This window comes from Streptomyces sp. NPDC032940, from assembly GCF_040636935.1.
Classification (GTDB): Bacteria; Actinomycetota; Actinomycetes; order Streptomycetales; family Streptomycetaceae; genus Streptomyces.
Genome location: NZ_JBEZVJ010000012.1, coordinates 114,164 through 140,304, shown reverse-complemented (window position 1 = coordinate 140,304; position 26,141 = coordinate 114,164). Strand labels below are relative to the sequence as shown.

The 26,141-nt window shown below is 74.1% G+C and carries 21 protein-coding genes and 1 pseudogene; 7 read left to right on the top strand and 15 right to left on the bottom strand.

All coding sequences use genetic code 11. The features are described 5' to 3' along the window. The first annotated feature begins 70 nt into the window (after positions 1-70). Positions 71-2,188: a glycogen debranching protein GlgX gene (gene glgX / locus AB0E77_RS17635; protein WP_361571192.1), complete on the top strand. Its 2,118-nt coding sequence runs from the start codon at positions 71-73 to the stop codon at positions 2,186-2,188. A gap of 116 nt (positions 2,189-2,304) precedes the next feature. Next, positions 2,305-4,719 carry a malto-oligosyltrehalose synthase gene (gene treY, locus AB0E77_RS17630; protein WP_361571190.1) on the top strand — a complete coding sequence of 805 codons (2,415 nt, stop codon included), beginning with the start codon at positions 2,305-2,307 and terminating at the stop codon, positions 4,717-4,719. A gap of 221 nt (positions 4,720-4,940) precedes the next feature. Here the strand turns inward: treY and AB0E77_RS17625 are convergent, their stop codons facing one another. After that, positions 4,941-5,888, bottom strand: a complete 948-nt coding sequence (locus AB0E77_RS17625; RefSeq protein ID WP_361571187.1) for a LysR family transcriptional regulator — start codon at positions 5,886-5,888, stop codon at positions 4,941-4,943. A 134-nt stretch (positions 5,889-6,022) separates the two neighbouring features. Between AB0E77_RS17625 and lpdA the strand changes: the two genes are divergently transcribed. Next, a complete protein-coding gene (lpdA, locus tag AB0E77_RS17620) occupies positions 6,023-7,426 on the top strand; it encodes a dihydrolipoyl dehydrogenase (RefSeq protein WP_361571184.1) in 1,404 nt (467 codons plus the stop codon). 59 nt (positions 7,427-7,485) lie between these two features. On the opposite strand, the gene AB0E77_RS17615 is transcribed toward lpdA, so the two are convergent. From AB0E77_RS17615 to AB0E77_RS17605, 3 genes are all read right to left on the bottom strand, one after another. Further along, positions 7,486-7,953 carry an SSI family serine proteinase inhibitor gene (locus tag AB0E77_RS17615; protein WP_361571181.1) on the bottom strand — a complete coding sequence of 156 codons (468 nt, stop codon included), beginning with the start codon at positions 7,951-7,953 and terminating at the stop codon, positions 7,486-7,488. Continuing rightward, the gene (locus tag AB0E77_RS17610) at positions 7,950-9,275 is read right to left on the bottom strand and encodes a M14 family zinc carboxypeptidase (protein ID WP_361571179.1); all 1,326 of its coding nucleotides are present in this window, start codon (positions 9,273-9,275) and stop codon (positions 7,950-7,952) included. The genes AB0E77_RS17615 and AB0E77_RS17610 overlap by 4 nt, the downstream gene beginning before the upstream one ends. A gap of 191 nt (positions 9,276-9,466) precedes the next feature. Further along, complete coding sequence (locus tag AB0E77_RS17605) at positions 9,467-10,018, bottom strand: DUF1707 and FHA domain-containing protein (protein ID WP_361571176.1); 552 nt, start codon at positions 10,016-10,018, stop codon at positions 9,467-9,469. Between the two features lie 173 nt (positions 10,019-10,191). Here AB0E77_RS17605 and treZ point away from each other — a divergent pair, with 173 nt between their 5' ends. Next, positions 10,192-11,937: a malto-oligosyltrehalose trehalohydrolase gene (gene treZ, locus AB0E77_RS17600; protein WP_361571173.1), complete on the top strand. Its 1,746-nt coding sequence runs from the start codon at positions 10,192-10,194 to the stop codon at positions 11,935-11,937. A gap of 21 nt (positions 11,938-11,958) precedes the next feature. On the opposite strand, the gene AB0E77_RS17595 is transcribed toward treZ, so the two are convergent. The 7 genes from AB0E77_RS17595 to AB0E77_RS17565 form a co-directional block, all read right to left on the bottom strand. Next, entirely contained in the window at positions 11,959-12,894 is a 936-nt protein-coding gene (locus AB0E77_RS17595; RefSeq protein WP_361571170.1) for an aminoglycoside phosphotransferase family protein, read from the bottom strand. A gap of 47 nt (positions 12,895-12,941) precedes the next feature. After that, the gene (locus tag AB0E77_RS17590) at positions 12,942-14,072 is read right to left on the bottom strand and encodes an aminopeptidase P family protein (protein ID WP_361571167.1); all 1,131 of its coding nucleotides are present in this window, start codon (positions 14,070-14,072) and stop codon (positions 12,942-12,944) included. Positions 14,073-14,233: 161 nt separating this feature from the next. Then, a complete protein-coding gene (locus AB0E77_RS17585) occupies positions 14,234-14,818 on the bottom strand; it encodes a PDZ domain-containing protein (RefSeq protein ID WP_361571164.1) in 585 nt (194 codons plus the stop codon). 90 nt (positions 14,819-14,908) lie between these two features. Beyond that, positions 14,909-17,116, bottom strand: coding sequence for a germacradienol/geosmin synthase Cyc2 (cyc2, locus tag AB0E77_RS17580; protein WP_361571161.1), 2,208 nt, complete (start codon positions 17,114-17,116; stop codon positions 14,909-14,911). Between the two features lie 143 nt (positions 17,117-17,259). Then, entirely contained in the window at positions 17,260-18,444 is a 1,185-nt protein-coding gene (locus tag AB0E77_RS17575; RefSeq protein ID WP_361571158.1) for a damage-control phosphatase ARMT1 family protein, read from the bottom strand. Between the two features lie 280 nt (positions 18,445-18,724). Next, the gene (locus AB0E77_RS17570) at positions 18,725-19,372 is read right to left on the bottom strand and encodes a ScbR family autoregulator-binding transcription factor (RefSeq protein ID WP_361571155.1); all 648 of its coding nucleotides are present in this window, start codon (positions 19,370-19,372) and stop codon (positions 18,725-18,727) included. A gap of 190 nt (positions 19,373-19,562) precedes the next feature. Further along, positions 19,563-20,216 (bottom strand): Tat pathway signal sequence domain protein, encoded by a 654-nt coding sequence (locus AB0E77_RS17565; RefSeq protein WP_361571152.1) that lies wholly within the window; start codon positions 20,214-20,216, stop codon positions 19,563-19,565. A gap of 459 nt (positions 20,217-20,675) precedes the next feature. Between AB0E77_RS17565 and AB0E77_RS17560 the strand changes: the two genes are divergently transcribed. Together AB0E77_RS17560 and AB0E77_RS17555 are read left to right on the top strand one after the other, a co-directional pair. Continuing rightward, complete coding sequence (locus AB0E77_RS17560; RefSeq protein ID WP_361571149.1) at positions 20,676-21,371, top strand: DUF6230 family protein; 696 nt, start codon at positions 20,676-20,678, stop codon at positions 21,369-21,371. Further along, entirely contained in the window at positions 21,371-21,832 is a 462-nt protein-coding gene (locus AB0E77_RS17555) for a DUF6114 domain-containing protein (protein ID WP_361571146.1), read from the top strand. The genes AB0E77_RS17560 and AB0E77_RS17555 overlap by 1 nt, the downstream gene beginning before the upstream one ends. 80 nt (positions 21,833-21,912) lie before the next feature. Here the strand turns inward: AB0E77_RS17555 and AB0E77_RS17550 are convergent, their stop codons facing one another. From AB0E77_RS17550 to AB0E77_RS17535, 4 genes are all read right to left on the bottom strand, one after another. After that, the gene (locus tag AB0E77_RS17550) at positions 21,913-22,872 is read right to left on the bottom strand and encodes an ABC transporter substrate-binding protein (protein ID WP_361571143.1); all 960 of its coding nucleotides are present in this window, start codon (positions 22,870-22,872) and stop codon (positions 21,913-21,915) included. A gap of 77 nt (positions 22,873-22,949) precedes the next feature. Continuing rightward, the gene (locus tag AB0E77_RS17545) at positions 22,950-23,615 is read right to left on the bottom strand and encodes an ABC transporter permease (protein ID WP_361571140.1); all 666 of its coding nucleotides are present in this window, start codon (positions 23,613-23,615) and stop codon (positions 22,950-22,952) included. Continuing rightward, a complete protein-coding gene (locus tag AB0E77_RS17540; RefSeq protein ID WP_361571138.1) occupies positions 23,612-24,322 on the bottom strand; it encodes an ABC transporter permease subunit in 711 nt (236 codons plus the stop codon). Before AB0E77_RS17540 ends, AB0E77_RS17545 begins: the two co-directional genes overlap by 4 nt. Further along, positions 24,319-25,443 (bottom strand): ABC transporter ATP-binding protein, encoded by a 1,125-nt coding sequence (locus AB0E77_RS17535; protein WP_361571134.1) that lies wholly within the window; start codon positions 25,441-25,443, stop codon positions 24,319-24,321. The genes AB0E77_RS17540 and AB0E77_RS17535 overlap by 4 nt, the downstream gene beginning before the upstream one ends. Positions 25,444-25,680: 237 nt before the next feature. On the opposite strand from AB0E77_RS17535, the pseudogene AB0E77_RS17530 reads away from it, so the two are divergent. After that, positions 25,681-26,057: pseudogene (locus AB0E77_RS17530) on the top strand (TetR/AcrR family transcriptional regulator); the annotation flags it as partial. Positions 26,058-26,141 lie beyond the last annotated feature (84 nt).

Below are 26,141 nucleotides of genomic sequence, written 5' to 3'. Positions count from 1 at the left end.
GGGGAGACTTCGGGGAGACTCGGAGCCAAGGCGTCCGCACCGGCGCCGCACACCTGAAAGAGTCGTGTCCATGCAGGTCTGGCCTGGAGAGGCGTACCCACTCGGTGCCACGTACGACGGCGCCGGCACCAACTTCGCGGTCTTCACGGAGGCCGCGGACCGAGTAGAGCTGTGTCTGCTGCACGACGACGGCTCGGAGACGGCGGTGGAACTGCGGGAGAGCGACGCGTTCGTCCGGCACGCGTACGTGCCGGGCGTGATGCCGGGGCAGCGGTACGGCTACCGCGTGCACGGCCCCTACGCCCCGGAGCGCGGGCTGCGCTGCAACAGCGCCAAGCTGCTCCTCGACCCGTACGCGCGTGCGATCAGCGGGTCGGTCCAGTGGGGCGAGGAGGTGTACGGCTACCACTTCGACGCACCCGACCGGCGCAACGACCTGGACTCGGCCCCGCACACGATGTCGTCGGTCGTGGTCAACCCCTACTTCGACTGGGGCGACGACCGGCGCCCTCGGACGGAGTACCACCGCACGGTGATCTACGAGGCCCATGTGAAGGGTCTCTCCATGCGCCACCCGGGGCTCCCCGAGGAGCTGCGCGGCACCTACGCGGCGCTCGCGCACCCGGCGCTGATCGAGCACCTGACCGAGCTGGGGGTGACGGCGCTCGAGCTGATGCCGGTGCACCAGTTCGTCAACGACCACCGGCTGGTCGACATGGGCCTGAACAACTACTGGGGCTACAACACGATCGGCTTCTTCGCCCCGCACAACGCGTACGCCTCCTGGGGCGACCGCGGCCAGCAGGTGCTGGAGTTCAAGTCGGCGGTGAAGGCGCTGCACGAGGCGGGGATCGAGGTCATCCTCGACGTGGTCTACAACCACACCGCCGAGGGCAACCACCTGGGTCCGACGCTGTCCTTCAAGGGCATCGACAACCCGTCCTACTACCGGCTGACCGACGACCCCCGCTACTACATGGACACCACGGGCACCGGGAACTCGCTGCTCATGCGGTCCCCGCACGTCCTTCAGATGATCATGGACTCGCTGCGGTACTGGGTCACCGAGATGCACGTCGACGGGTTCCGCTTCGACCTCGCGGCGACCCTGGCACGGCAGTTCCACGAGGTGGACCGGCTGTCGTCGTTCTTCGACCTGGTGCAGCAGGACCCGGTGGTCTCCCAGGTGAAGCTGATCGCCGAGCCGTGGGACGTCGGCGAGGGCGGCTACCAGGTGGGCAACTTCCCGCCGCTGTGGACCGAGTGGAACGGCAAGTACCGGGACACGGTGCGGGACCTGTGGCGGGGCGAGCCGCGCACCCTGGCGGAGTTCGCGTCCCGGCTGACCGGCTCGTCCGACCTCTACCAGGACGACGGGCGCCGCCCGCTGGCCTCCATCAACTTCGTCACCTGCCACGACGGCTTCACCCTGCACGACCTCGTCTCCTACAACGACAAGCACAACGAGGCCAACGGCGAGGAGAACCGGGACGGCGAGAGCCACAACCGGTCCTGGAACTGCGGCGCCGAGGGCGACACCGACGACCCGGCGGTGCGGGAGCTGCGGGCCCGGCAGATGCGGAACTTCATCGCGACGCTGCTGCTGTCCCAGGGCGTGCCGATGATCAGCCACGGCGACGAGTTCGCCCGCACCCAGCGGGGCAACAACAACGCCTACTGCCAGGACAACGAGCTGGCGTGGGTGGACTGGCCGGAGGGCGAGGACGCGGACACCACACTGCTGGAGTTCACGCGCGCGATGGTGTGGCTGCGCAAGAACCACCCGGTCTTCCGCAGGCGGCGCTTCTTCCACGGCCGGCCGGTGGAGGGCACCCACGACGAGCTCTCCGACATCGCCTGGTTCACCCCGGAGGGCGCGGAGATGACCCAGCGCGACTGGCACTCGGCGCGGGCGTCGGCCCTGACGGTGTTCCTCAACGGCAACGCGATCTCCGAGCCGGGCGCGCGCGGGGAGCGCATCGCCGACGACTCGTTCCTGCTGATGTTCAACGCCGCGCCGAAGTCCCTGGACTTCGTGGTGCCCGTCGACCACGGCCGGCAGTGGGAGGTGGTGGTCGACACCGCCCGCACCGAGGGCGTACCGGCCCGGGCGGGGACGAAGGTGCAGGCCGGGGATCGGCTGACGCTGGTGGACCGGAGCCTGACGGTGCTCCAGCGGCCCGTCTAGGACGCCGGGCGAGGGACGGCTCCCGTGCCGCTCCTCGCCCGGCGCCGGCCACGTACGGGTGCTCCCTGGGAGGGGCGGATGACACGAAAGGCGGCGAGACGGGTACGTAGCTCTCCATGACGCCTGAGCGACCCGTCCCGGTGCCCGCGCCCCTGCCGCCCCGGCCGGACTTCCCGGCCCCCCTGGCCACGTACCGGCTGCAGCTGCAGCCCGGCTTCCCCTTCGCGGCCGCGGCGGCGGCCGTGCCGTACCTGGCCTCGCTCGGTGTCACCCATCTGCACCTGTCCCCCGTGCTGGAGGCGGTGCCGGGCTCGTCGCACGGCTACGACGTGGTGGACCCCGGGCGGGTGCGGGAGGAGCTGGGCGGCGAGGAGGGGCTGCGGACCCTGTCGCGCACCGCGCGGGAGCACGGGCTCGGGCTGGTGGTGGACATCGTGCCGAACCACATGGCGATGTCCCCGCGGCACAACCGCGCCCTGTGGGAGGTGCTGCGGGAGGGGCCGAGGTCGCCGTACGCGCGGTGGTTCGACATCGACTGGGAGGCGCAGGGCGGCCAGGTGCTGCTGCCGGTGCTCGGCGCGCCCGTCGGCGAGGTGCTGGAGGAGCTGCGGGCCGACGGCGACGTGCTGCGCTACCACGACCACGTCTTCCCCCTCCGGGAGGGCACCGCGGACCTGCCGCTGCCGCAGCTGCTGGACGCCCAGTGGTACCGGCCGGTGTGGTGGCGGCTGGCCCGCACCGAGCTGAACTACCGGCGCTTCTTCAGCATCTCCGAGCTGATCGGGGTGCGGGTGGAGGACCCGGAGGTGTTCGAGGCGACCCACGCCACGGTCCTGCGGCTGCTGCACGAGGGCGTGGTCGACGGGCTGCGCGTCGACCACCCCGACGGGCTCGCCGACCCCGGCACCTATCTGGCGCGGCTGCACGAGGCGAGCGGCGGCCGGTGGACGGTCGTGGAGAAGATCCTGGCGGACGGGGAGCGGCTGCCCGCGGACTGGCCCGTCGCGGGCACGACCGGCTACGACGCCCTGCGGCACGTGGACGGACTCTTCACCGACCCGGTGGGGCACGGGGAACTCCTCGGCCGGTACCGCGCGTTCGCCGCCCCGCGGCCGGACGGCGGCGGGGAGTGGGCGGCCACGGTGCGGCGGGCCGCGTACGAGGTGCTCACGCACGAGCTGGCCGCCGAGACGGACCGGCTGACCCGGGTGGCGCACCGGCTGTGCGTCGCCTCGCCGCACCCGGCGCTGCGCGACCGGGCGCCGTGGGCGCTGCGCACCGCCCTGCGCGAGCTGCTGGTCCGGCTGGAGGTGTACCGGCCCTACACGCCCGGGGACGCGGCGTCGGTCGTCACCGAGGAGGCGGCGGCCGAGGCGCGGCGCGCGTTCACGGTGCCGGAGGAGGCCGGGGCGGTGGACGTGGTGCGGGACCTGCTGCTGGGGCGGTTCGGCGACGGGCCGGACCACGTGGAGTTCCGGACGCGGTTCGCCCAGACGGCGTCGGCGCTGCGCGCCAAGTCGGTCGAGGACACGGCGTTCTACCGCCATGTGCCGCTGCTGTCGGCGACCGAGGTGGGCGGGAACCCGGGCGGTCCCGCGGTGTCGCCGCAGCTGTTCCACGCGTACTGCGCGCGTGTGCAGCGGGACTGGCCCACGACCGGCACGGTCGTGTCGACCCACGACACCAAGCGCAGCGCCGACGTGAGGGCCGCGCTGGCGGTGCTCACCGAGTGCCCCGAACGCTGGGCGGACCTCCTGGCGGACATCACCGGCACCGGAGATGCGGCGCCGGACGGGCAGCTGGCGTGGGCGGCCTGGCAGACGGTGTTCGGGCTGGGCGCGGCGGACCGGGAGCGCGTGGAGCAGGCGCTGCTGAAGCATGTGCGCGAGGCGGGGCTGCACACCAGCTGGACCGAGCGGGAGCCGGTGTACGAGGAGGCGGTGGCCCGGTTCGTGGCGAAGGGGCCCTGCGGCGCGCCCGGCGAGCGGGTGGCCGCCTTCCGGGCCGCGCTGGAGCCGCACATCCGGGCCAACGTCCTCGGCACGGCCCTGATCCACCTCACGATGCCGGGCGTGCCGGACCTCTACCAGGGCACCGAGGGCGAGTACCGCGCCCTGGTGGATCCCGACAACCGGCGGCCCGTGGACTTCCCGCCCGTCTCCCCGGGGGACAAGGACGCGGTGACCCGGGCGGCGCTGGCGCTGCGGGCGCGGCGGCCCGAGGCGTTCGGCGGCACGGCGACGTACGAGGCGCTGCCCGCCGACGGCCCCGCTGCGGCGCACTGCGTGGCCTTCGTCCGCTCCGGCCGGGTCCTGACGGCGGTGACGCGACTGTCGCTGCGGCTGGCCGAGTCGGGGGGCTGGCGCGGGACGACGCTCGCGCTGCCGCCGGGCCGCTGGACCGACGCGCGGGCCTGCGGTCCGGGGTCCGCGGCCCGGGAGTTCGAGGGCCGGGCGCGCGTGGAGGACCTGTTCGCGGACCTGCCGGTGGCGCTGCTGGAGCGGACGGGGACGCCGCAGGAGACGGGCTGACGGGGCCCACCGGCCCGCGACCGCACACCCCGCGCCTTCCGACGGCCGGCCCCGGGGCGGTACTGCCGTGCCCGGAGCCGGGCCCCTCCCATGCCCGGCGGTGAGGGCACGGCGCCCGGCGGGACCCGCGACGGACACCCGTTCGTCGCACCCCGGACGGGCACGGACGACCTGCGCGTCCGCGCCCGACCCGGCCCGGCGGAGGGCTGTTCGGGCGGGGCTCAGCCCGCCACCGCACGTCCCGCGTCGCAGACCTCCGCCGCCTCCGTCCGCGCCGCGGGGACACCCGGGGCCGGCCACGACGTGCGCAGCAGGTCGGTGAACGCCTCGGCGGCGCCCGTCGGGGGGACGCGGGTGAAGACCGTCATCGGGCGGCGCCACGGCGGGTCGGGGGCCAGGACCACGCAGTCCTCGCCGACCGCCCCGCCCACGATGTGCGAGGGCGCCGTGCACACCCCGACGCCGGCGGCGGCCATCCGCACGGCCGTCGACGTGTGCTCCGTGAAGACCGCGGTGAGCGGCCGGAATCCGGCCCGCCCGCACACCAGGTCGAGGAAGCGCTGCCCCTCGACGACGGGCTCCATGGCGCACCGCACCCAGGGCCGGTCCGCGAGTTCCGGCAGCGTCACCGTCGTCCGGCCCGCGAAGCGGTCGTCGAAGGGCACGACCAGGACGATCTCCTCCTCGCCGACCGGGACGACGGTGCCGGGCCAGTCACGGGGCGCCGGACCCACGGCGAGGTCCGCGGTGCCACGCTCGACCTCCTCCTCCAGCGCCTCGGTCGTCGCGTACTCGTGGAGGTGCAGCAGCACCCCGGGGTGGGCGGCGCGCCAGCGGGCGAAGACGTCGGGAAGGACGCCGACGGCGACCGAGTGCACGGCCGCGACGTGCAGCTCCCCGCCCTCGGCACCGGCGGCGGCGCGGGCCGCGCGGCGGGCCTGGGCCGCGCTGCGGACGGCGAGTTCGGCGTGCGGCCGGAAGGCGCGGCCCATCGGCGTCAGCCGCACCCCGCGCGGCATGCGCTCCAGGAGGGCGCCGCCGACCGACCTCTCGAGGGCCTTGATCTGGTGCGAGAGGGCGGACTGCGTGACGTGCAGGGTCTCGGCCGCCCGGGTGAACGACGCCTCGTCGACAACGGCCATGAAGTACTCCATCTGCCGCAGACTCATCCCCGCTCCTCCCCCGGTCCGGCACCGGCCCCGCTCCGCCGCCGCCCCGCCCCGCCCCGCCATGAACGTTCCTCATCGAACCCAGGACAACATTGCCTTGGACTCATGACAAGCGCCGGGCGGACGCTGGGGACATGAACACACACGACGTGATCGTCATCGGCGGCGGCACCGGCGGTTACAGCACCGCGCTGCGTGCGGCGGCTCTGGGTCTCGACGTCGCCCTGGTCGAACGCGACAAGGTCGGCGGTACCTGTCTGCACCGCGGCTGCATCCCGAGCAAGGCGATGCTGCACGCCGCCGAACTGGTGGACGGCGTCGCCGAGGCGCGTGAGCGCTGGGGGGTGAAGGCGAGCCTGGACGGCGTCGACTGGCCGGCTCTCGTCGCCACCCGCGACGACATCGTGGCGCGCAACCACCGGGGCGTGGAGGCGCACCTCGCGCACACCGGCGTGACGGTGGTGCGGGGCAGCGCGCGGCTCACAGGACCGCGCTCGGTGCGCGTGGACGGCGGCCCCCGGCTCACCGCACGCCGGGGCGTCGTGCTGGCGACCGGTTCCCGCCCGCGCACCCTCCCGGGCCTCGAACCGGACGGCCGGCGCGTGGTGACGAGCGACGACGCCCTCTTCGCGCCCGGGCTGCCGGCGTCCGTCCTGGTCCTGGGCGGCGGCGCGATCGGCGTCGAGTACGCCTCGTTCCACCGCTCCATGGGCGCGGAGGTCACCCTCGTGGAGGCCGCGGAGCGGATCGTGCCGCTGGAGGACGCGGACGTGAGCCGCCATCTGACCCGGGGTCTGAAGAAGCGCGGCGTCGACGTCCGGGTGGGTGCGCGGCTGCTGGACGCCGAGGTGCTGGACGACGGCGTGCGCGCGTGGGTGCGCACGGCGCGGGGCGAGACGCTCACGGTCGGGGCCGAGCGGCTGCTGGTGGCCGTCGGCCGGGCCCCGGTCACCGACGGTCTCGGCCTGGACGCGGCGGGCCTCGGCACCGACGGGCGCGGCTTCGTCGTACCGGCGGACTGGGACCGGCTGGAGACGGCCGTGCCCGGGGTCCACGTGGTGGGCGACCTGCTGCCGCCGCCGTCGCCCGGACTGGCCCACGCGTCCTTCGCGGAGGGCCTGCTGGTGGCCGAGACGCTGGCGGGCGTGCCGTCCGCGCCGGTCGACTACGCGGCGGTGCCCCGGGTGACGTACTCGGCGCCGCAGACCGCCGCCGTGGGACTGAGCGAGGCGGAGGCACGCGCGCGCGGGTACGAACCCGCCGTCGGCGTGATGCCGTTGACGGCCGTGGCGAAGGGGATGGTGCACGGGCAGGGCGGGATGGTGAAGGTCGTCGCCGAGGCGGGCGGCGGCCGGGTGCTCGGGGTGCATCTGGTGGGCCCGCACGTCTCGGAGATGATCGCCGAGAGCCAGCTGATCGTCGGGTGGGACGCCGAGCCCGCCGACGTGGCCCGGCACGTGCACGCCCACCCCACCCTGTCGGAGGCGGTCGGCGAGGCGTTCCTGACCCTGGCGGGCCGGGGACTGCACCAGCAGTGACGCCGGGCCCCGTGGCCGGGCGGTCCGGTCACCGGGGCCCGGTCACCGGACCGCGCGGCTCACCCCCGCGGCTCGGCCCCCGCCTCGTCCAGGGCGAAGACCGAGCCCGTCCGCGCCGTCATGACACAGGTGTTGGGGAAGGTCTGCGCGTACTCCACGGCCCGTCCCCGCCACTGCCCCTGGGCGTGCGCGGTCACCGGCGCGTAGACCATCGGGCAGTAGGTGTCCCGCAGCGGGATGCGGCCGAGGTCCCCGTCCGCCCGGTCCAGCTCCGCGCACGCCTCGGCCGCGCGGGCGTGGCCCCGGGGCGGGTCGCAGCGGAGCACGGCGCTGCGGGTGTCGCCGGAGGAGGAGGCGCCGGGGAGGGCGGGGCCGTTGGCGTCGCCCCGGGCGACCGTGACCAGGAGCCAGTCGCGGGCGGGCTCCGGCGGGGCGACGGCCCGGGCGGGGGCCGCGCCTGCGGCGAGGAGGGCGGCGGTGAGGAGGAGGCCCGTCCGGGCCGCCACGGCGGTGAGGATGTGGGTCATTCCCGGTGCATCGGCACGGCGGGTTCGGAGCCCCAGCCCGGCTCACCCGAACGGGAGACCGCCCCCGTGCGCCGCCCGGCCAGTTCGAACGCGGCGAGCACGACGCGGGTCTGGTACTCCACCTGGCGGGAGACCGGTATCCAGCGGGCCCCGCAGCCGTCGCGGTAGTCGGCGCACCCCTCGTCGACGAGCCGGTCGAGCTCCGGCAGGACGCCTGCGGGATCGTTTCCGCCGCGGGTCACCAGTTGGTGCAGCAGACCGGACGTGCGCAGGGCGAGACGCCGGCCGGCCAGGCGCAGGGCGACCAGGTGGGCGGTGCTCATCGGCGGCAGCGAACGGCCCGTGCCGTCGTCGGCGTCCGGGTCCCACGCGTCGGCGAGTCTGGGGCAGACCAGCAGGTAGTCGTCGACCGGTGCGAGCAGGCGGGCCGTGTCGGGGCTGCCCGCGGTGTGCGGCCTCAGCCGGGCGAGGATGCGCTGCAGCCGGCGGGTGTCGTGGCGCAGGGTCCGGCTCACGGAGCGCAGCACCGCGTCCCGGTCGGCCGGGGGCGAGTCGTCCTCCACGGCCGCCACGCCCCACATGGGCGCCTCGACGACCGCGGTGACGGTGCCGTACCGCCGCGGATGGCACCAGGTCGAGTCGACGGCGGCCTCGGTGATGGCCTGCGTCAGGTCCCCGTGGCGGGGCGGCGGTATCCGGTAGAGGGCGGGGCCGAGTCCGGGCCAGTACAGGGTGTCGTAGGCGCCGAGCTCGCGGGGGATGCCGAGGCGGGCCGCGGTGTGGGCCATGCGCTGGGCGAGGCCCGGCAGGTCGTGGGTGAGCTCGGCGAAGCCGCCGCCGACGTCGACACCGTGCAGGGAGCAGTGCAGGAAGGGCCGCAGCTCGTCCTGGAGCGCGAGCAGGGTGCGGGTCTCCGGCAGCACGGCGCGGTCGGGTCCGTCGGGCAGCCACTCGGGCTGTTCCAGGAAGCCGGGCCGGAAGAAGTTCCGGGCGTAGCGGCCGAGGGTGTATGGGCCGGACAGCCAGCCCTCGTTGCGGCGCAGCCCGTCGGGGTCGGCGCACAGCAGCAGGTTCCAGGTGGCGTCGGCGCCCTCGGTGAGCCGCGGGTCGGCCAGCGCCCGCTCGGCCAGCCGCAGCGCGGTGGCGCCGCCCACCGGCTCGTTGGCGTGCGGCCCGGCGACGACGAGGACCTGGCGGGTGCCGTGGCCGACGGAGAGCAGCAGCAGCGGGGTGCCCGCGCGGGAGGTGCCGACGCGGCGCAGCCGGGCGTCCCGGGGGTGGCGGGAGACGAGTGCGGCGGCCCGGGCGCCCAGCTCGTCCACGGTCGGGTAGCGCAGGAGGGGCGGCAGGGCACACCTCCACGATGGGAGCCGTCGGTTCACCTGACGTGCGCGGTGTACGCACAGTCAGTCACGACTTCAGGGGTACGTCAACACCAGGAGAAGCAAAGGGATTCAGGCCACGGCGGGACAGGCGACGCCGCGTGAGGCCCAGGCCAGTGCTGTGCGGGCGGTCAGTTCGCGGCGAGGCGGAACGCCATCTGGCCGAAGCCGATCTGATCGCCCTCGCGCACCACGGCGGCACCGATGACGCGCCGTCCGTTGACTGTGGTGCCGTTGGTCGAACCGAGGTCGCGCAGCACCCACATCCCGCCCTGGCGGACGAGTTCGGCGTGGACGCGGGAGACCGTCTCGTGGGTCAGCCGCAGGCCGCTGGCCGGGTCTCGCCCTATGCGCAGCGGATGGCCGGTGCCGGGGTGCGGCAGCAGCAGTTTGGGCAGCCGCTCGGCCCGCCAGGCCCGGCGCAGCCGGACCCCGAAGCCGGAGACCGCCTCGACGGCGCCGAACACCAGGCGCGAGGCCCTGCCCTCCGTGGGCAGGTCGGCGGTGAGCGCGGCGAGTTCGTGGGAGTGGTGGGCGGCCAGCGCCAGTTCCATACGGCGCACGAAGGTGTCGTGCGACAGGCGGCCCAGGGCGACGCCGTCCCGGAGCACCTTCAGCGCCTTGTCGCGCTCCGCGTCGGAGAGCCGCGCGGGGTATGTGGAGAACTCGAAGGACGACGTCACGCAGGTGATTGTCGGTCAGCAGGGCCGGGGGTGTCCAGAAGACCGGGAGACGGCCGCCGGGGCCGCGGGTTCACGACACCCGGCGCGAACGGGGACGTTCACCGGCGGATTGATCGATTTTGCAGGACCATGGACGGGCTACGTCACCGTGAGCAGACGAAGGGGAACCGTCCGTGCAGTTCGAGGTGTGGGCACCGCAGGCCGGCCGCGTGACGCTGACGTGCGACGGCGTCACGCGCGCGATGGAGCGCGATCCGGAGCGGCGGGGGTGGTGGTGCGGCGCGGCCGACGCCCGGGAGGGGTCGCGCTACGGCTTCGCGGTGGACGACGGGCCGGTGCTGCCGGACCCGCGCTCGCGGCGGCAGCCGGACGGTCCGGACGGGCTGAGCGCGGTCGTCGACCACGGGCGCCACCCTTGGCGCGCCGAATGGTCCGGACGCCCGCTGCCCGGCGCGGTGCTGTACGAGCTGCACGTGGGCACGTACACGCCCGAGGGCACCCTCGACGCCGCCGCCGAGCGGCTGGAGCACCTGGCGGAACTGGGTGTCACACACGTCGAGTTGATGCCGCTGTGCCCGTTCCCCGGCCGGCACGGCTGGGGGTACGAGGGGGTGTCGCTGTGGGCGGTGCACGAGCCGTACGGCGGGCCCGACGCGCTGAAGCGGTTCGTCGACCGGGCCCATGAACTCGGCCTGGGCGTCGTCCTGGACGTGGTCCACAACCACCTCGGCCCGTCCGGCAACCATCTGCCCGCCTTCGGCCCGTACTTCACGGACACCCACCACACGCCCTGGGGCGCCGCGGTCAATCTGGACGCGCCCGGCTCCGACGAGGTGCGGGCGTATCTGGTGGACAGCGCGCTGGCATGGCTGCGCGACTACCGGATCGACGGCCTGCGCCTGGACGCGGTGCACGCCCTGGCCGACACGCGCGCGTGCCACTTCCTGGAGCAGTTGTCGACGGCGGTGGACGAGCTGGCCGCCGACCTGGGCCGGCCGCTGTTCCTGATCGCGGAGTCCGACCTGAACGACCCGCGGATCATCACCCCGCGCGCGCGGGGCGGCCTGGGCGTGCACGCGCAGTGGAACGACGACTTCCACCACGCCCTGCACGCCGCGCTGACCGGGGAGTCGCAGGGCTACTACGCCGACTTCGCGCGCGATCCGCTGGCGGCGCTCGCCAAGACGCTCACGCGGGGCTGGTTCCACGACGGCACCTACTCCAGCTTCCGGGGCCGCGGTCACGGCCGGCCCCTGGACCGGCAGCGCACGGCGGCGCACCGGCTGACCGGCTACAGCCAGACCCACGACCAGGTCGGCAACCGCGCCCAGGGCGACCGGCTGGCTTCCCTGGTCTCCCCCGGCCTGGCGGCCTGCGCGGCCACGCTGACGCTGACGGCGCCGTTCACGCCGATGCTGTTCATGGGTGAGGAGTGGGCGGCGGGCACGCCGTGGCAGTTCTTCACCGACCACACCGACCCGGACCTCGCCGAGGCCGTACGGCGCGGCAGGCGGCGGGAGTTCGCCGCGCACGGCTGGAAGGAGGAGGAGGTGCCCGACCCGCAGGACCCGGCGACGCGGGACCGCTCCTGCCTCGACTGGTCCGAGCCGGAACGCGATCCCCACGCGCGCGTGCTGGCCTGGTACCGCCGGCTGATCGCCCTGCGGCACGAGCAGCCGGACCTGACCGACCCGGACCTCGCCGACACCAGGGTGGCCTACGACGGTGAGGCTCGGTGGCTGGCCTTCCGGCGCGGCGACATCCGGGTGGCCGTCAATCTGGGCGGCGAACCCGCGGCGATCCCGCTGGGCCCCCGTCCAGCGCGGGTGCTCGCGGCGTGGGAGCCCGTGGAGGGGCCGGGCGAGGACGGGGTGCTGCGCGTGCCGGGCGAGTCGAGCGTGGTGCTCGTGCAGGAGTGACGTGCGGGCGCCGCGCCCGGGCTACCGGGCGGTGCCGTCCGCGTCGTCCTCGCGGAGCTCCGTCACCCGCTCCAGCAGGATCGGCTCCCAGGCGCGGCGCAGCCGGGTCCGCAGCAGGGGCAGGGGCGTGGCCGACCGGCCGGCCAGGGCGTCGGTGAGGTGGACGACGGTGTCGCAGCGGGCCAGCCACAGGCCGCGCAGACAGGGCCGGGCGCCGTAGCCGGCCAGGGTGGCGGCGCGTACGGCGGCGGGCGAGCCGACGGAGAGGGCGAGTCCGGCGATGTCCTCGGCCGGGTCGCCGAGGACCGCGTCCGTCCAGCCGAGGACCGCGCGCACCCGTCCGTCGGCGCCGACGACGAGGTGCTCGCCGGCCAGGCCGTGGTGGACGAGGACGGCGGCCCCTGGCTGGGCGCCCAGCTGGGCCGCCGCCGCGGCCGTCAGCCGTTCCGGCCGGGCCGGGTCGAACTCGTCGGCCTCGGCGAGACGCCGGGCGGCGCTCTCGGCGGCGCGGCGCAGCGTCTCCAGGGGGCGCGGGGCGGCCCGCGGCACGCCGAGGGTCTCGGCCTGGCGGACCGGTACCTCGCGCAGCCCGGTGAGCAGCGCCGCCAGGTCGGCCTCGCCGACGGCGGACACATGGTGCTGCTCGCCCGACCCGCCGGGCACCTTGGTGTCCAGCGTGTACGTCAGCCCCGGCGCCCACTCGCCGTGCGCCACGCTCGTCGGCACCGCGACGGACAGGTGCGGACGGACCAGGTCGCGCAGCCGCAGCTCACGGCGCTGGCGCACGGCGCTCTCGCGGTCGGGGGCCAGCCGCAGTACGTGGCGGGTGCCGACCCACCAGGTGGTGGGCTCGGCGCCCTCCGCGACGGGCCGGACCTCCGGTTCCGCGCCCTCGCTGAGGAGGGCGCGGACCAGTCGGCGGACCGTGTCCGCGGTCGGTGTCGGTGCCTGGGTCATGGTCGGGGCGTCGTCTTCCGGAGGGTGGCGGGTCTGTGCGTGGCGGCTCAGTCCACTATGACCATCTCCCGGGTGGTGTCGTTCAGGCGCCGGCCGCCGTCCTCGGTGACGGTGACGATGTCCTCGATGCGGACCCCGAACCGGCCGGGCAGATAGACGCCGGGCTCGACGGAGAAGCACATGCCGGGCACGAGGGGCTGCTCCTCGCCCTCGATCATGTAGGGCGGCTCGTGCGTGGTGACCCCGATGCCGTGGCCGGTGCGGTGGATGAAGTACTCCCCGTATCCGGCGTCGGCGATGACGGCGCGCGCGGCCCGGTCGATCTCCTGGCAGGCGACGCCGGGCCGCACCGCCCGGAAACCGGCCTCCTGGGCCTCGCGGACCAGGTCGTGCACCCGGCGCTCCTCGTCGGTGGGCTCGCCGACGTGGACCGTGCGGGAGGTGTCGGAGCCGTACCCGTTCTTGAGGCCGCCGAAGTCGAGGACGATCATGTCGCCGTCCTCGATGACGCGGTCGCCGACCTCGTGGTGCGGATTGGCGCCGTTCGGTCCGGAGGCGACGATGGTGAAGTCGACCTGGGAGTGGCCGAAGCGCCGCAGCAGCGCGGCGAGGTCCGCGGCGACGTCGGATTCCCGGCGCCCGCGGAAGGAGACCGTGCGGATCTCCTCGAACGCCGCGTCCGCCGCCGCGCCGGCCGCCGCGAGCAGCTCCAGCTCCGCCGCGTCCTTCACGGCGCGCAGCATCGGCAGCGCCTCGGTGAGGGAGGCGTACGACGTGCCGGGCAGCGCCCGCTGGAGGGCGAGGAGGTGCATCGCCCAGGCGTTGTCGCTGATGCCGAACCGTCCCGAGCCGTCGAGGAGCGCGGCGGTGACGGCGTAGGGGTCCTTGCCGTCGGTCCAGTCGCGCAGGGTCAGGGCGGGCGCGCCGACGGCCTTCTCGGCGTCGGGGGCCTCCAGGGCCGGCACGACGAGGACGGGGTCCTGGCCCGCGGCGAGGACGAGCAGGGTGAGGCGTTCGGTGGCCGCCGTGGGCGCGTACCCGGTCAGCCACACGAGGTCCGGGCCCGGGGCCACCAGCAGCCCGGCCAGTCCGGCGTCGGCGGCCGACCGGGCGGCGCGCTCCATGCGGGCCCGGTAGTCGTCGGCGGTGAAGGAAGCAGCGGGCGTACTGCCGGTCATCCGGGCCTCCTGGGCGGGCGAAGGGTCTCGGGCAGCATCCTGCCCGGGCCGGGGAGACGACGCGAGCCGATGGCCGGACCACTCGGCGGACCTCGCCCCCACCGGCACCGATCTTAGTATGTGGACACCGGCCGGCCGCCGCTCCTGCCGCTTCCGCACGCTCAGGTGACGATCCCCGGTACGACCGTCAGCCGTCCGCGGTCGCCGTTCTCGTGGCGCACGGTCAGCTCGGCCTCCTTGCCGGGCCGGGCACGGGCGACGGCGCGGGCGAGGTCGGCGGCCGAGTCGATGCGGGTGGTGCCGACCGCCAGGATCGCGTCGCCCCTGACCAGGCCCGCGGAGTACCCCGGGCCGGGCACGTGCACGCCCACGACCAGGGCCCCCGCCTTCTCGTCGTCCACGGCCTCCACGCCGAGCGTCGGGGCGGCCGGTGCCGGGGAGGGGCCGGGGGTGGCCGCCGGATGTGCCGGCGCTGCCCGGCTGCCGGGCGGGGCGCCCGGTCCCGGCGCTCCGGCCGCGCGCTGCGGCTCGGCGAGCCTGCTCATGCCGATCACCGCGGCGCCCACCGTGCCGAGCCCGACCCCCGCCAGGAGCAGGATCGTGGCGGCGAGCAGGCCGCACAGCAGGCTGGTGAGCCGGCGGCGGCGCCCGCGCGCGGCGTGCGGGCGCCCTGCCGGGCCGGTCGGGGCGCCGCTGCCGCAGTCGCGGCCGGGCATCGGCTTGGGTCGTAGCGCAGTCTGTTCCATCGTTCGCCTCCGGGCAGTGCCTACCCGGCGCCCCGGCCCGCGACGAGCCACGAACGAGTGAGACTGACCGGCGGCGCGCCCCCGGCCGGGTCAGCCGAGCGCGGGCAGCGGGGCGCTCCGCGACCCGGGGACGGGCATGGGTGCCGGCACCGGCACGGCCGGGGGCCGGTCCGGGAGGAAGCCGTGGGTGCGTCCGCTCAGGTACTCCGCCTTGTAACGCGGGACGCTCCGGTGCCAGTTGAGGATGCCGGCCATCCAGTTCTGCAGGTCCGTCACATAGCCCCGCATGACGGCACGTGCCTCGTCGGAGAGCTGGAAGTCGTCGTAGACGACGGGCAGTTCGTGCGCGACGACGTGCTCGAACTGGCGCATGCGCTGGTTCATCAGGTCCTGTACGACGGGCAGCGCGGTCGGATAGTCGATGCCGAAGAAGTTCTGCACGACGAGGACCGCGTTGTGCATCTCGCCCTCGTACTCGATCTCCTTCTGGTACGAGAAGACGTCGTTGAGGAGGCAGGCGTAGTCGATCGCCGCGTTCTCCAGGGACCGGACGGGGCCGCTGCGGTAGACGTCGGGCGGCACGGCCGGGCCGTGTCCGGCGCGGCACAGGCCCAGGGTGAGGTCGGAGCCGAAGGTGGCGCGACGCATCTCCAGGTAGTCGACGGGGTCGGGGACGCGGTTGTGGATCTGGTTGGACAGCTCCCAGACCCAGGCCTCGGTCATCGCGTCGACGGCGGTCCTGAGGGGGCGCCGCTCCTCGGGCGTCATGTGCGCCGTGGTGCGCGCCCACAGATCGATCAGGGCGCGTTCCATGGCGTTGGCGGGCGGCGGTACCGGCTCGCCGTCCAGCGGCATGCAGGCCGACAGGCGGGCCGTGGTGAGCCGGGCGGCGGCCAGGTCGCGGCGGTGGCCGTAGACCAGCGGGTAGTAGTCGTCGCCGTAGGTGCCGAAGGCCAGCCAGTCGGAGGCGAGGTCGAGCTGCTCCTGGGTGGCGTCCGGGTCGAGCCCCGCGGCGCACAGCGGGAGGTCGCAACTGGCGAGCTTGTCCTCGTCCCAGACCCCTTCGCCGAGGATGCCCATCCGGTGCGACCACGCGAGGAGATGGCGCCGGGAGCCCTCCAGCGCGGGGCTCAGCTCCAGCGGGTACGGCATGTGGATGTCGGGGATGACCGAGGGCCCGACCTTCTGGAAGGGCACGAACGTGTAGGGGCGGGCCCGCCGGGCGCCGGCCTCGGCGAGCAGGGCGCCGACGTCGGCCGCTGAGGTGCCGGGGCCGGTCAGCGCCTGCCAGCCGGCGGCGGGCCGGGCGCCCTTGTTCATGTAGCGGCTGGAGCGCATGTGCCACTCGTGGCCGCCGGACTGCCAGTCCTGGAGTCCCTTCGCGTACGCCCCGACGGCCGCGGCCTCGGCCGGGGTGAGCCCCTGCTCCAGGGCGACCGCGGGGACCTCGGTGAAGGCGGTGTGCTCGAACTGGTGGAGCCGGGAGGTGAGGACGTCGTTGACCAGGTCGGCGGCCTCCTGGGTGGTGCAGCCGAAGAACGTCTCCAGGACGAGCACGCCGTTGCTCAGCTCGCCCTCGTCCTCGACCTCACGCTGGTACGAGAACAGGTCGTTGCGCAGGTGCACGGCGTCGGAGAACGTCTCCATCAGCACCCGCAGGGGCCTGCTTCCGGCGACGGCGGCGGGCACTTCGGCGGTCGCGTACTCCACGAGTCCGGCCGACCAGGGGGCGCCGCCCACCTTGCGGCGCATCTCGATGTACTCGACGGGGTTGGCGATCCGCCCCTCGTTGATGTTGGACAGCTCCCACAGGGACTCGTTGAGGAGGTGCTCGGTGGCGACGGCGAAGCGGCGGCGCCAGCCGGCCGACATGGCGGGCACCGTGCGCCGCCACAGGTCGGCGAGGCCGGCCTCGACCGGATTTTCCGGCTCGGGCATCTCGGCGGCCGGGTCGAGCGGCATGAACAGGGGCAGCCGGTCCAGATGGGCCTTGCCGCCGATCCGGTCCTGGCTGCGCTTGAACTTCTCCAGGAAGTGGTCGTCGAAGAAGAAGACCCACACGTACCAGTCGGTGATGAGGGAGAGCGCGGGTCCGTCGCAGTCGGGGTGGGTGTAGGCGCAGAGCAGGCCGTAGTCGTGCGCGTCGAGGTCGGACTGCTCCCAGACCCCGGACCCCTCCAGCATGCCCATCTCGCGTGCCCACGTCGTCGAGTGGGAGCGGGCCTCGTCGAGATGCGGGTTGAGCCGCGCGGGATGCGGCAGGTAGAAGTGCGGGAGTTCGAAGGGCTGTTGCGTCATGGCCGGGCCCTACCCAGGGGTCTTCGGCGGCATCCGCGGGCCGGGACATGATCACACCATCGCGTGAACCGGGACGGAACGGGGCACCTTTCGCCGGCCCCGTGTCCCGGGAGGCACGTCCGCCGCCCGCCGCCCCCGGTGGCTCAGTTCCCGACCTGGATCAGCGCGTGCGTCCCGCCGGTCCGCCACCGCTGCCCCTCGCTCGCCGTCAACGCGGCCTCCGTCCTCGCGTCCAGTCCGGTGATCACGTCGGACTTCAGGGTGCGCAGCGCGGCGACCGGGCCGGGGAAGTAGGCGGTGACGTCGGCGAAGGGCGTCGTCGGGGGCCACCGGCGGTCGCCCACCAGGCGGCGGTAGTTCAGGTCGCCCTTGAGGACGGTGACCGTGGCCGCGGCGAAGTCGGCGCGCAGGCCGTCGGGCATGTCCGCGTAGGGCAGCGGGGCGGCGGAGAAGGGGTGGGCGCGGACGGTGACGCGGCCGTCGGTCAGCGCGGACCACAGGGTGCGGCCGTACTCCCCGGCGGCCCCGCCCGCCGTGATCAGCCGGCGCAGCGCGTCGAACACGTCGGCGGTGGTGGCGTCGGAGACGTAGTACGGGTACGGCTTGACGTGCAGGACCGCTCGGCCGATGCGGCCGTGCGCGAGGAGGTGGGAGACGAGGAGCAGGTCGGGGACGAGTTCGCGGCCGGCGTTGTCGGCGACGAGGCAGAGGGTCGCCGCGTCCCCTCCGGACAGCAGGGTCAGGAGCGCGTCGCCGTCGTCGGCGACCAGCGCCCCCGCGGCGCCGTCGGCACCGGCTCCGGCCGTGGAGAGGCGGAAGCTCAGGTCGGCGCGGTTGCCCCAGAGGGAGCCGTGCAGCAGGGCGCGCAGCTGTTCGTCGGCGGGCCGGCCGGCGAGGCGGTCGAGCGCGGCGAGCTCCCCGGCCGTCTCGGGTGCGTCGAGTTCGGTGAGCTTGGCGGGCCGGAAGGGGTCGATACCCTGCCAGGCACCGGGGGCGAAGTGGCCGACAGCGTCGAGGAGCCGGCGGTAGAAGTAGCTCTCGGCCCACAGCCAGGGCACGTCGAACCAGGAGCGTCCGGTGTACTCGGCGAGCCCCCAGGCCGCCCAGCGGTCCCGGTCGTGGGCGTCGGCGGGCAGGGGTTCGATCACGCCCGCGGTGCAGTCCGCCAGCAGCGCGTCCAGGGCGCGGCGCCGCTCGGGGCCGTAGGGGTACGCCTCCCGGACCTGCCGGAGGATGGCGGGGTGCCGGTGGGCCAGCACACCGTGGGGGAAGGACCCGGGCTCGTCGGCGACGATGACGGGGGCGGTCTCGCAGGGGGTGTCGGCCATGTGCCTCACGGTAGCGTCCGCGACTCGGCTCCGCCGGACACGCATCCGGCGCGGGCCCCCGGGAGCCGGCCCCTCGGCCACCGGCCCGCACCGTTCACCGACCGGCCCGCTCACCGACCAGCCCGCTCACCGACCGGCCCGCGCGGGCCGGCTCTCAGCCGGGACGCGCAGGCCCGGGGCCGCCGTCCCTCGGCCCACCCGGCCCCCTGCTCACCCCCGGCGCGCACACGCCGCGCAAGCCCCCCGCCCGGCGTCCCCGCGCCGCCCGGCGGAGTCCCCCTCAGGCCATGCTCGCCTCGCGCTCCAGGCGGGCGGCGAGGCTGAGGTAACGGGCGCGGCGGGTCACCGGGACCATGCCGCGGATCAGGACGTGCCACAGCTCCGCCATCCGCCGGGGCTGCCGGGCGGCCGGTTCCAGGGTGAGTCCCACGACACGGGACCCCACGAAGGAGCAGACGATGGTGTGGGCGACCGACTCGACGTCGGTCTCCGGAGGGAGGTCACCCTGTCCGACGGCGTCGAGGAGCCGGGACGAGGCGATGCCCACCCACTGCGCGAAGGGGTGCGTCAGCGGAGGCCGCACCGGCGCTCCCGCGGTGGCGAGCCGCACCCCGGCCCGCAGCACCGGCCCCTCGGCGGACAGCCGGTCCATGACGAACGTCAGGCGCATCAGGGCTTCCAGGGCGGTGTAGCCCCGGCCGTCCAGCTCCGTCGACAGCCGGCGCCAGGTTCTGGACTGGAGCTCCATGATCGCGTGGGCGAGGTCCTCCTTCGCCGCGAAGTGGAAGTACAGGGCGCCTTTGGTGACGCCGGCGTGCTCGACGATCTCGGCCAGGCTGGTCGCCTCGTAACCGTGCCGGTCGAACAGGTCGGCGGCTGCCTGGAGGATGGTCGCGCGGGTCTGCTCGGCGCGTAACTGCCTCGCCATCGGCTGAACTCTCCTGGGCTGGAACTCGACGGGTCATGCCGTCTGCGTTAACCCCCCGTACACGATAACTCACGGACCGGCGCGCGTTCTTCGGCCCCCCGGGGTCGACGGAGCGCACCGGCGCATGGCGACGGGCCGGCCGGCGCATCCGGTGCACCGGCCGGCCCGCCGTGTCACGGCGTGCGCCCGCTCAGTTGACGAAGACCGTGGCGCCCCCGTCGGTGACCGGTGCGTAGGTGGCGGTGAAGTACCCGTTGGCGAAGCAGAGGCTGGAACCGGACACCTTCGTGAAGTGCTGGTCGCTGAAGGCGATCGAGTTGTCGGCGTTGCTCGCCGTGCCGGACAGGCCGGGTGCCTCGTAGACGCAGTTGACGCTGCCGAGGAGGGTGCGCAGCGTGACCGTGGTGCGGACGGTGGAGCCGCTGGGCGGGGTGACCGCGACGGCTCCGTCGGAGGAGACGGTGGTGGTGTAGGGCAGGTTGGCGACCTGGATGCCGGTGACGCCGAGGACGCCCGTGACGTTGCTGGTGCAGGTGCTGCTGTCGAAGGTGTGGGCGGTGAGCGACTCGGTGGCGGTGCCGGGCGCGGTGGGGTTGTCGGTGACGGAGACGGTGAACTGCGAGGCCGTGCAGGAGACTCCGCTGGTGCCGGTGGCGCTGGAGTGGAACGTGGCGGTGGTGCCGCTCGCCAGGGAGGCGGTGAGGGTGTCGCCGGCCGCGACCGGCGCACCGCCGGCGGCGCCCGTGGTCAGAACGGGTGTGTCGGCCGCGGCCGCGGGCAGTGCCGCGGGGAGGGTCAGTGCGGCGACGGCTGCGGTGAGCGTGAGCAGGGTACGAGTACGCATGCGGCTGCCTCTTCTCTGAAGTGGGGTTCGTGAAGCAGGGGCGGGCCGGCGGCGGGGATGCGGCCGGGCCGATGCGACGAACGTCCGGGCTGCGCCCGGGAGGTGCGGTGAGGCCCTGTTCGGGGCCGGGAACGCGGACGGGGCCGCGGGAACGGATCCGGCGCCACGGATCCGGGAAACACTTCCGGTTGTAGAGCTGATGCGCCGTCAGAGTCAAGTGTCCGTACGGTGTTTGAGCTCCGTGACGCCGTCGGCACATGATCTCCGCCCTTTACTCACACCATGCTTGACCCTCGCGTGTAACCACCGGTAACTTCCCGAATGGCTACTGGTGCGTAACGTGAAAGCCCTTGCATCCGCCGGGAGTTGCCGGGGAGGCGTGCGCACCAGCCGCTGTCCGCGCCAGGACAACGTGCCGCTGAGACCCGATCCGCATTGACTATGCCTCTGGGAGCAGACATGGCCTCGTCCTCGGACGTCACCCCGTCCGCCGGCAACACCCCCGAACCCGACGACAGACCGGAAAGCGGTTCCACGCCTCAGGGCGCGGACGGCACGAGACGCGGGCGGGTCAGGATGCGCCGGGCCGCCGTGCTCGCGGTGCCGGCCGCGCTGGTCACCGCGGGGCTGGCGATCCTCACCGCTCAGGGCGCGCTCGGCGTGCAGTTCGCGATCTCCGGGATGCCCTTCACCGTCACCGCCTCGGAGCTGGACGGCACCGGATTCGCCCAGTTCGGCGGCCTCGACAACATGGCCGAGGGCAGCCCCAACGCGGGCGACACCGGCGGGCAGGTGCTGGTCGTCACCTCCGTGATCAAGGATGCGACGCTCACCAAGCTGTGCCAGAGCGTCGACCTGGGCGGCACCAACCTGCTCATCACCGCCGGCGGCGGGGACACGAAGGTGTCCGCGAGCGACCTGACCACCGACTCGACGCTGCTGTCCGGCGACGCCGCCTTCAACAACATCGAGATCGGCAACGACGCCAGCACGCTGGACAAGGCCGGGCCGAAGGGCCGCGGCCCCATCGGTGTGTTCAGCCAGCAGGCCGACACCGTGCACATCAAGAACCTGCGGCAGACCAACTACGCCACCACGGCCGGCGTGTTCAAGCTGCCCGGGCTGAAGATGCGCTTCAGCGACTCGGGCTGCTGATGCCCGGCGACCGGCGCAGGAGCCCGCGGGCCGCCTTCCGCGACTGGCGGTCCGGCCGGCCGTTCTGGGGCGGGCTGCTGCTCGCCCTGGGCGGGGCGGAGGTCCTGCTCACCATGAAGGCGTCGCTGAAGGTCGTCCTGCACGTCGGCATGCAGGGAGTGGCCGGCTACCTGCTGCCCGTCGTCATGCTGCTGTGCGGACTGCTCACGCTCGTCGCCCCGGCCCAGCGCCTCTTCTACTCGCTCATCGGCGTGCTGGCCTCACTGGGCACCTGGCTGACGTCCAATCTGGGCGGCTTCCTGATCGGCCTGCTCCTCGGCTGCACCGGCAGCTGCCTCGTCTTCGGCTGGCTGCCGGACCAGGAGTCCCGCCGTGAACGGCGACGGCGCAGGAAACGGGCCCGCGCCGAGCGGCGGGCCTCCGCGCAGCCGCTGGAGCAACGGGCCGGCGGGCCCGCCTGAGCGGGACGGGCCCGTCAGGGAGCGAACCGGGCGAGCGACGCCGCGGCCGGGGCCGCGGCGTCGTGGGCGTCGGGCTCGCGTCAGGCGAGGCCCGCGGACTTCAGCCACTCCTTGGCCACGTCCAGGGGGTCCTTCTTGTCCAGCTGGACCTGCGCGTCCAGGTCGAGGAGGGTCTCGGTGTCCAGCTTGGCGGAGACCGCGTTCAGGGCGGCGACGCCCTCCTGGGGCAGCCCCTCCTTGTTGACCAGCGGGGTGACGTTGGCGAACCCGAACAGGTTCTCCGGGTCCTTCAGGACGACGAACTTCTCCTTCACGATGGTCGGATCCGTGGTGAAGACGTCCGCGGCCTGCACGGTGTTCTTGGCCAGCGCCGACTGGGTCAGCGGGCCGCCCGCGTCGAGCGCCTTGAAGGTCTTGAACTTCAGTCCGTAGACGGACTCCAGGCCCTTGAGGCCCTGTTGCCGGGTCTGGAACTCGGGCGAGCCGCCGATCGCCAGCTCGGGCGCGGCCTTCTTGAGGTCGGCGAGGGTGGAGTCGGCGGTCAGGCCGTACTTCTTCGCGGTCTCGGCGTTGACGCTGACCGAGTCCTTGTCCTCGGCCGGCGACGACTCCAGCAGCGTCAGGCTCTTGTCGAGCCTGGCCTTCACGGCGGTGTTCACGGCGTCGGCGGACTCCTGTCCGGCCTTCGGGTCGAGATAGGCCAGCAGCGAGCCGTTGTACTCCGGCAGCACCGTGACCGAGCCGTTCTTCATCAGGCCGTACGTCGTCTCGCGGCTGCCGATGTTGTGCTTGTAGGTGACCTCGAGACCCTTGGCCTTGAGGGCCTCGCCGTAGATGTCGGCGAGCAGCGTGCTCTCGGCGAAGTTGTTCGAGCCGACGACGACCGTGCCGGCCTTCGCCTTCTCCCCCGCCAGCGGGTTGTCCGAGGTGTCGTCGGAGGAGGAACAGCCCGCGAGGAGCGCCGCCGCGGCGGTGAGCGCGACGGCCGCCGCGCCGGTGTGCCTCGTCCTGGAATTGCTGCGCTTCGCGGTAGAAGTCATCCACCGATCCAAACGAGCCGCTTGTCGGTCAGTCAACTACGGCCGGGTCACGGTTTCCGCACGTCCTCGTCCGGCCGTCAGCGCCTGCGCACCCCCGGCGACACCGCGAAGCGGCCCGCCGCCCAGAACAGGGCGAGCGTGGCCAGCGCCAGGAGCGCTACCAGGGTGGCGCCGCCGACGACCTTCTCGTAGTCGCGCTGGTAGAGCCCGTCGATGATGTACCGGCCGAGGCCGCCCAGGCTGACGTACGCGGCGATGGTGGCCGTCGAGACGACCTGGATGGCCGCCGAGCGCAGTCCGCTGAGCACCAGCGGGAGGGCGACCGGCAGTTCGACCTGGAAGAGGATGCGCGTCTCGTGCATGCCCAGGCCTCGCGCGGCGTCCACCGGCGCGGGGTCGACGGAGCGGACGGCCTCGTAGGTGGTGACCAGGATCGGCGGTACGGCGAGGACGACCAGCGGGATCATCACCGGCAGCAGGCCGATGCCCACCACGACGGCGATCAGCACCAGCAGGCCGAAGCTGGGCAGGGCCCGGGCCGCGGTGGCGACGAAGGCGACGGCGTTGCCGCCCCGCCCGGTGTGCCCGGTGAGCAGTCCGACGGGCAGACCGATCGCGGCGGCGAGGGCGAGGGCCAGCAGGGTGTACCGGACGTGTTCCAGCAGGCGTTGCGGGATGCCGTCGTAGCCGTGCCAGTGGGCGCCGTCACTGAAGAAGGCGTTGACGAAGTTCAGTACGTTCACCGGGCCGTCTCCTTCGCCACGGGCTGCTCCTGCCGCGCGGCGCCGGTGTCCCCGGCGCGCGGGCGGGTGCCGCGCGGCATCCACGGGGTCAGCAGCGTCCGGGCGAGGACCAGCGCGGCGTCGCACAGGACGGCCAGCACGGCCGTCGTGACCACGGAGTTGACCGCGAGCTCGGGCCGGTCGTACTTCTGGGCGTCCGCGAGCAGATTGCCGAGGGCGCCCTGGTTGCCGATGAGGGCCCCGACGCTGACCAGGGAGATGCTGGAGGCGGTGGCCACCCGGAGCCCGGCGAGGATCGCGGGCACGGCGATGGGCAACTGCACCTGGAGGTAGCGCCGTACGGGCCCGAAGCCCATGGCCGTCGCCGCGGCCAGTGTCTCCTGCGGCACCGACCGCACGCCGTCGACGATGGCGGGGACGAGCACCACCAGGCTGTAGACGGCCAGCGGGATCATCACCGTCAGCTCGGTCTGGCCGGTGTAGTCGATGAGGACGACGAAGACGGCGAGCGACGGGATGGCGTAGAACACGGTCGTCACGCCGAGCACGGGCGGGTAGAGCCAGCGGAAGCGCACGCAGAGCTGGGCGACGGGCAGCGCGAGCAGCAGTCCGGCCAGCACCGGCAGCAGCGCCTCGCGCAGGTGCAGGCCGATCAGGCCGGAGTAGGTGTTCTGCAGGTCGCTCGGGATGTCGAAGAAGCCGTTCACGAGGCGACCTTGGCGTCGTCGGCGCGCCCTGCGGCGTGGGCGGCGCGGATGGCCTCGCCGATGGTCTGCTGGGAGACGACGCCGGTCACCCGGCCGTCGGCGTCCACGGCGACGGCCCAGCCGGTGGGTGAGAGCACGGCGCAGTCGAGCGCGGCCCGCAGCGAGTCGGTGCCGGGCACGAACGGCCGCCCGTACGGCAGGAGGGCGTCCGGCGCGATGTCCCCGGCGGTCAGGTCGCGCGGCTCGCCCCAGCCGAGGGGCCTGCCGTCGGGGTCGGTCACGAGGAGATAGGGGGCGTCCGGGGCGGCGAGGCGTTCGGCGCCGGCGTCGAGCGGCACGACGGCGTCGGTCGTCAGCTCCAGTGCGGCGGACGGGAAGAAGGAGAGCCTGCGGATGCCGCGGTCGGCGCCGAGGAAGTCCTCGACGAAGGCGTCCACCGGATCGGACAGCAGCTCGGCGGGGGTCGCGAACTGGGCGAGCCGGCCGCCGGTGCGCATCACCGCGACCTTGGTGCCGAGCTTGACGGCCTCGTCGATGTCGTGCGTGACGAAGACGATCGTCTTGCCCAGCTCGTCCTGGATGCGCAGCAGTTCGTCCTGGAGGCCCTTGCGGACCACGGGGTCGACGGCCGAGAACGGCTCGTCCATGAGCAGCACCGGCGGATCGGCGGCGAGCGCCCGCGCCACGCCGACGCGCTGCTGCTGTCCGCCGGAGAGCTGGTACGGGTACCGCTTCCCGAGGGCCGTGTCGAGCCCGACCCGCTCCATCAACTCCGCGGCCCGCGCCCGGGACTTCTGCTTGCCCCAGCCGAGCATGCGGGGCACGGTGGCGATGTTGTCGAGGATCGTCCGGTGCTGGAAGAGGCCGGCGTTCTGGATGACGTACCCCATGGACCGGCGCAGCGTGGTGACCGGTTGGCGCTGGATGTCCGCGCCGTCGAGGAGGATGGTGCCCTCGGTCGGCTCGACCATCCGGTTGATCATCCGCAGGGTCGTCGTCTTGCCGCAGCCCGAGGGGCCCACGAGGACGGTGATCGACCGGTCGGGGATCTCCAGCGACAGCCGGTCGACCGCCGTCGTGCCGTCCGGATACCGCTTGGTGACTGCTTCCATCCGTATCACAACGCCGCATGCCCTTCGGGGTCTGGCAGAAGCTGCCCGCTCCGGCCACGGTCGGTGGGGCCGTCGCCGGTCGAGTGTAGACGGGGGTGTCGCGGCGCCCTTCGGTCCGGGGCGACTCCTTCCCCATGTCGGGGCGTTCACACCGGCGTTCACCACGGCGTCCGCTCCGGCCTCCGCCCGGCCCGGTCGGCCGTGCATCGCCACGCGGTGGAGGGCCGCGAGCGCGGCGTCGATGGGATCGCCTCGGTCCGGGGGTGCTACGCGTCGTGCGGCACCGGTTCCCGGCTGGTGACGGAGGAGTGCTCCGGGCCCTGCGCGCGTCGGGGCCGCCCGACGAGGAGATCCCGGCGAGCTACCACCGGCCGGCGGTCCTCGTCGCCGCGTTGACCGCCTCGGAGGGCGGCGTGAGCACCGTCGACCCGCGGGAGCACGAGCAGGGCATGGAGCTGTTCCGCGTGGCGGTTCTCGGCGCCGGCCCGGCGCGCTTCTGGGCCCCGGCCCACTTCGCCCGCGCCCTCGCCCTCGCCCTCCGCGGGGCGGACCGCCGCGCCGCGTTCGAGGAGCTCCTCGCCGCGCAGCTCGCCCACGTCGAGGCGGCGCTCCCGGCGGGGTGACCGCGGGCGGCGTGGGCCGCGCGGGGAGGTGGAACGCCGACGGGGCGCGGGCTCACGGAGTGGACCGTGGACCCGCGCCCCGTC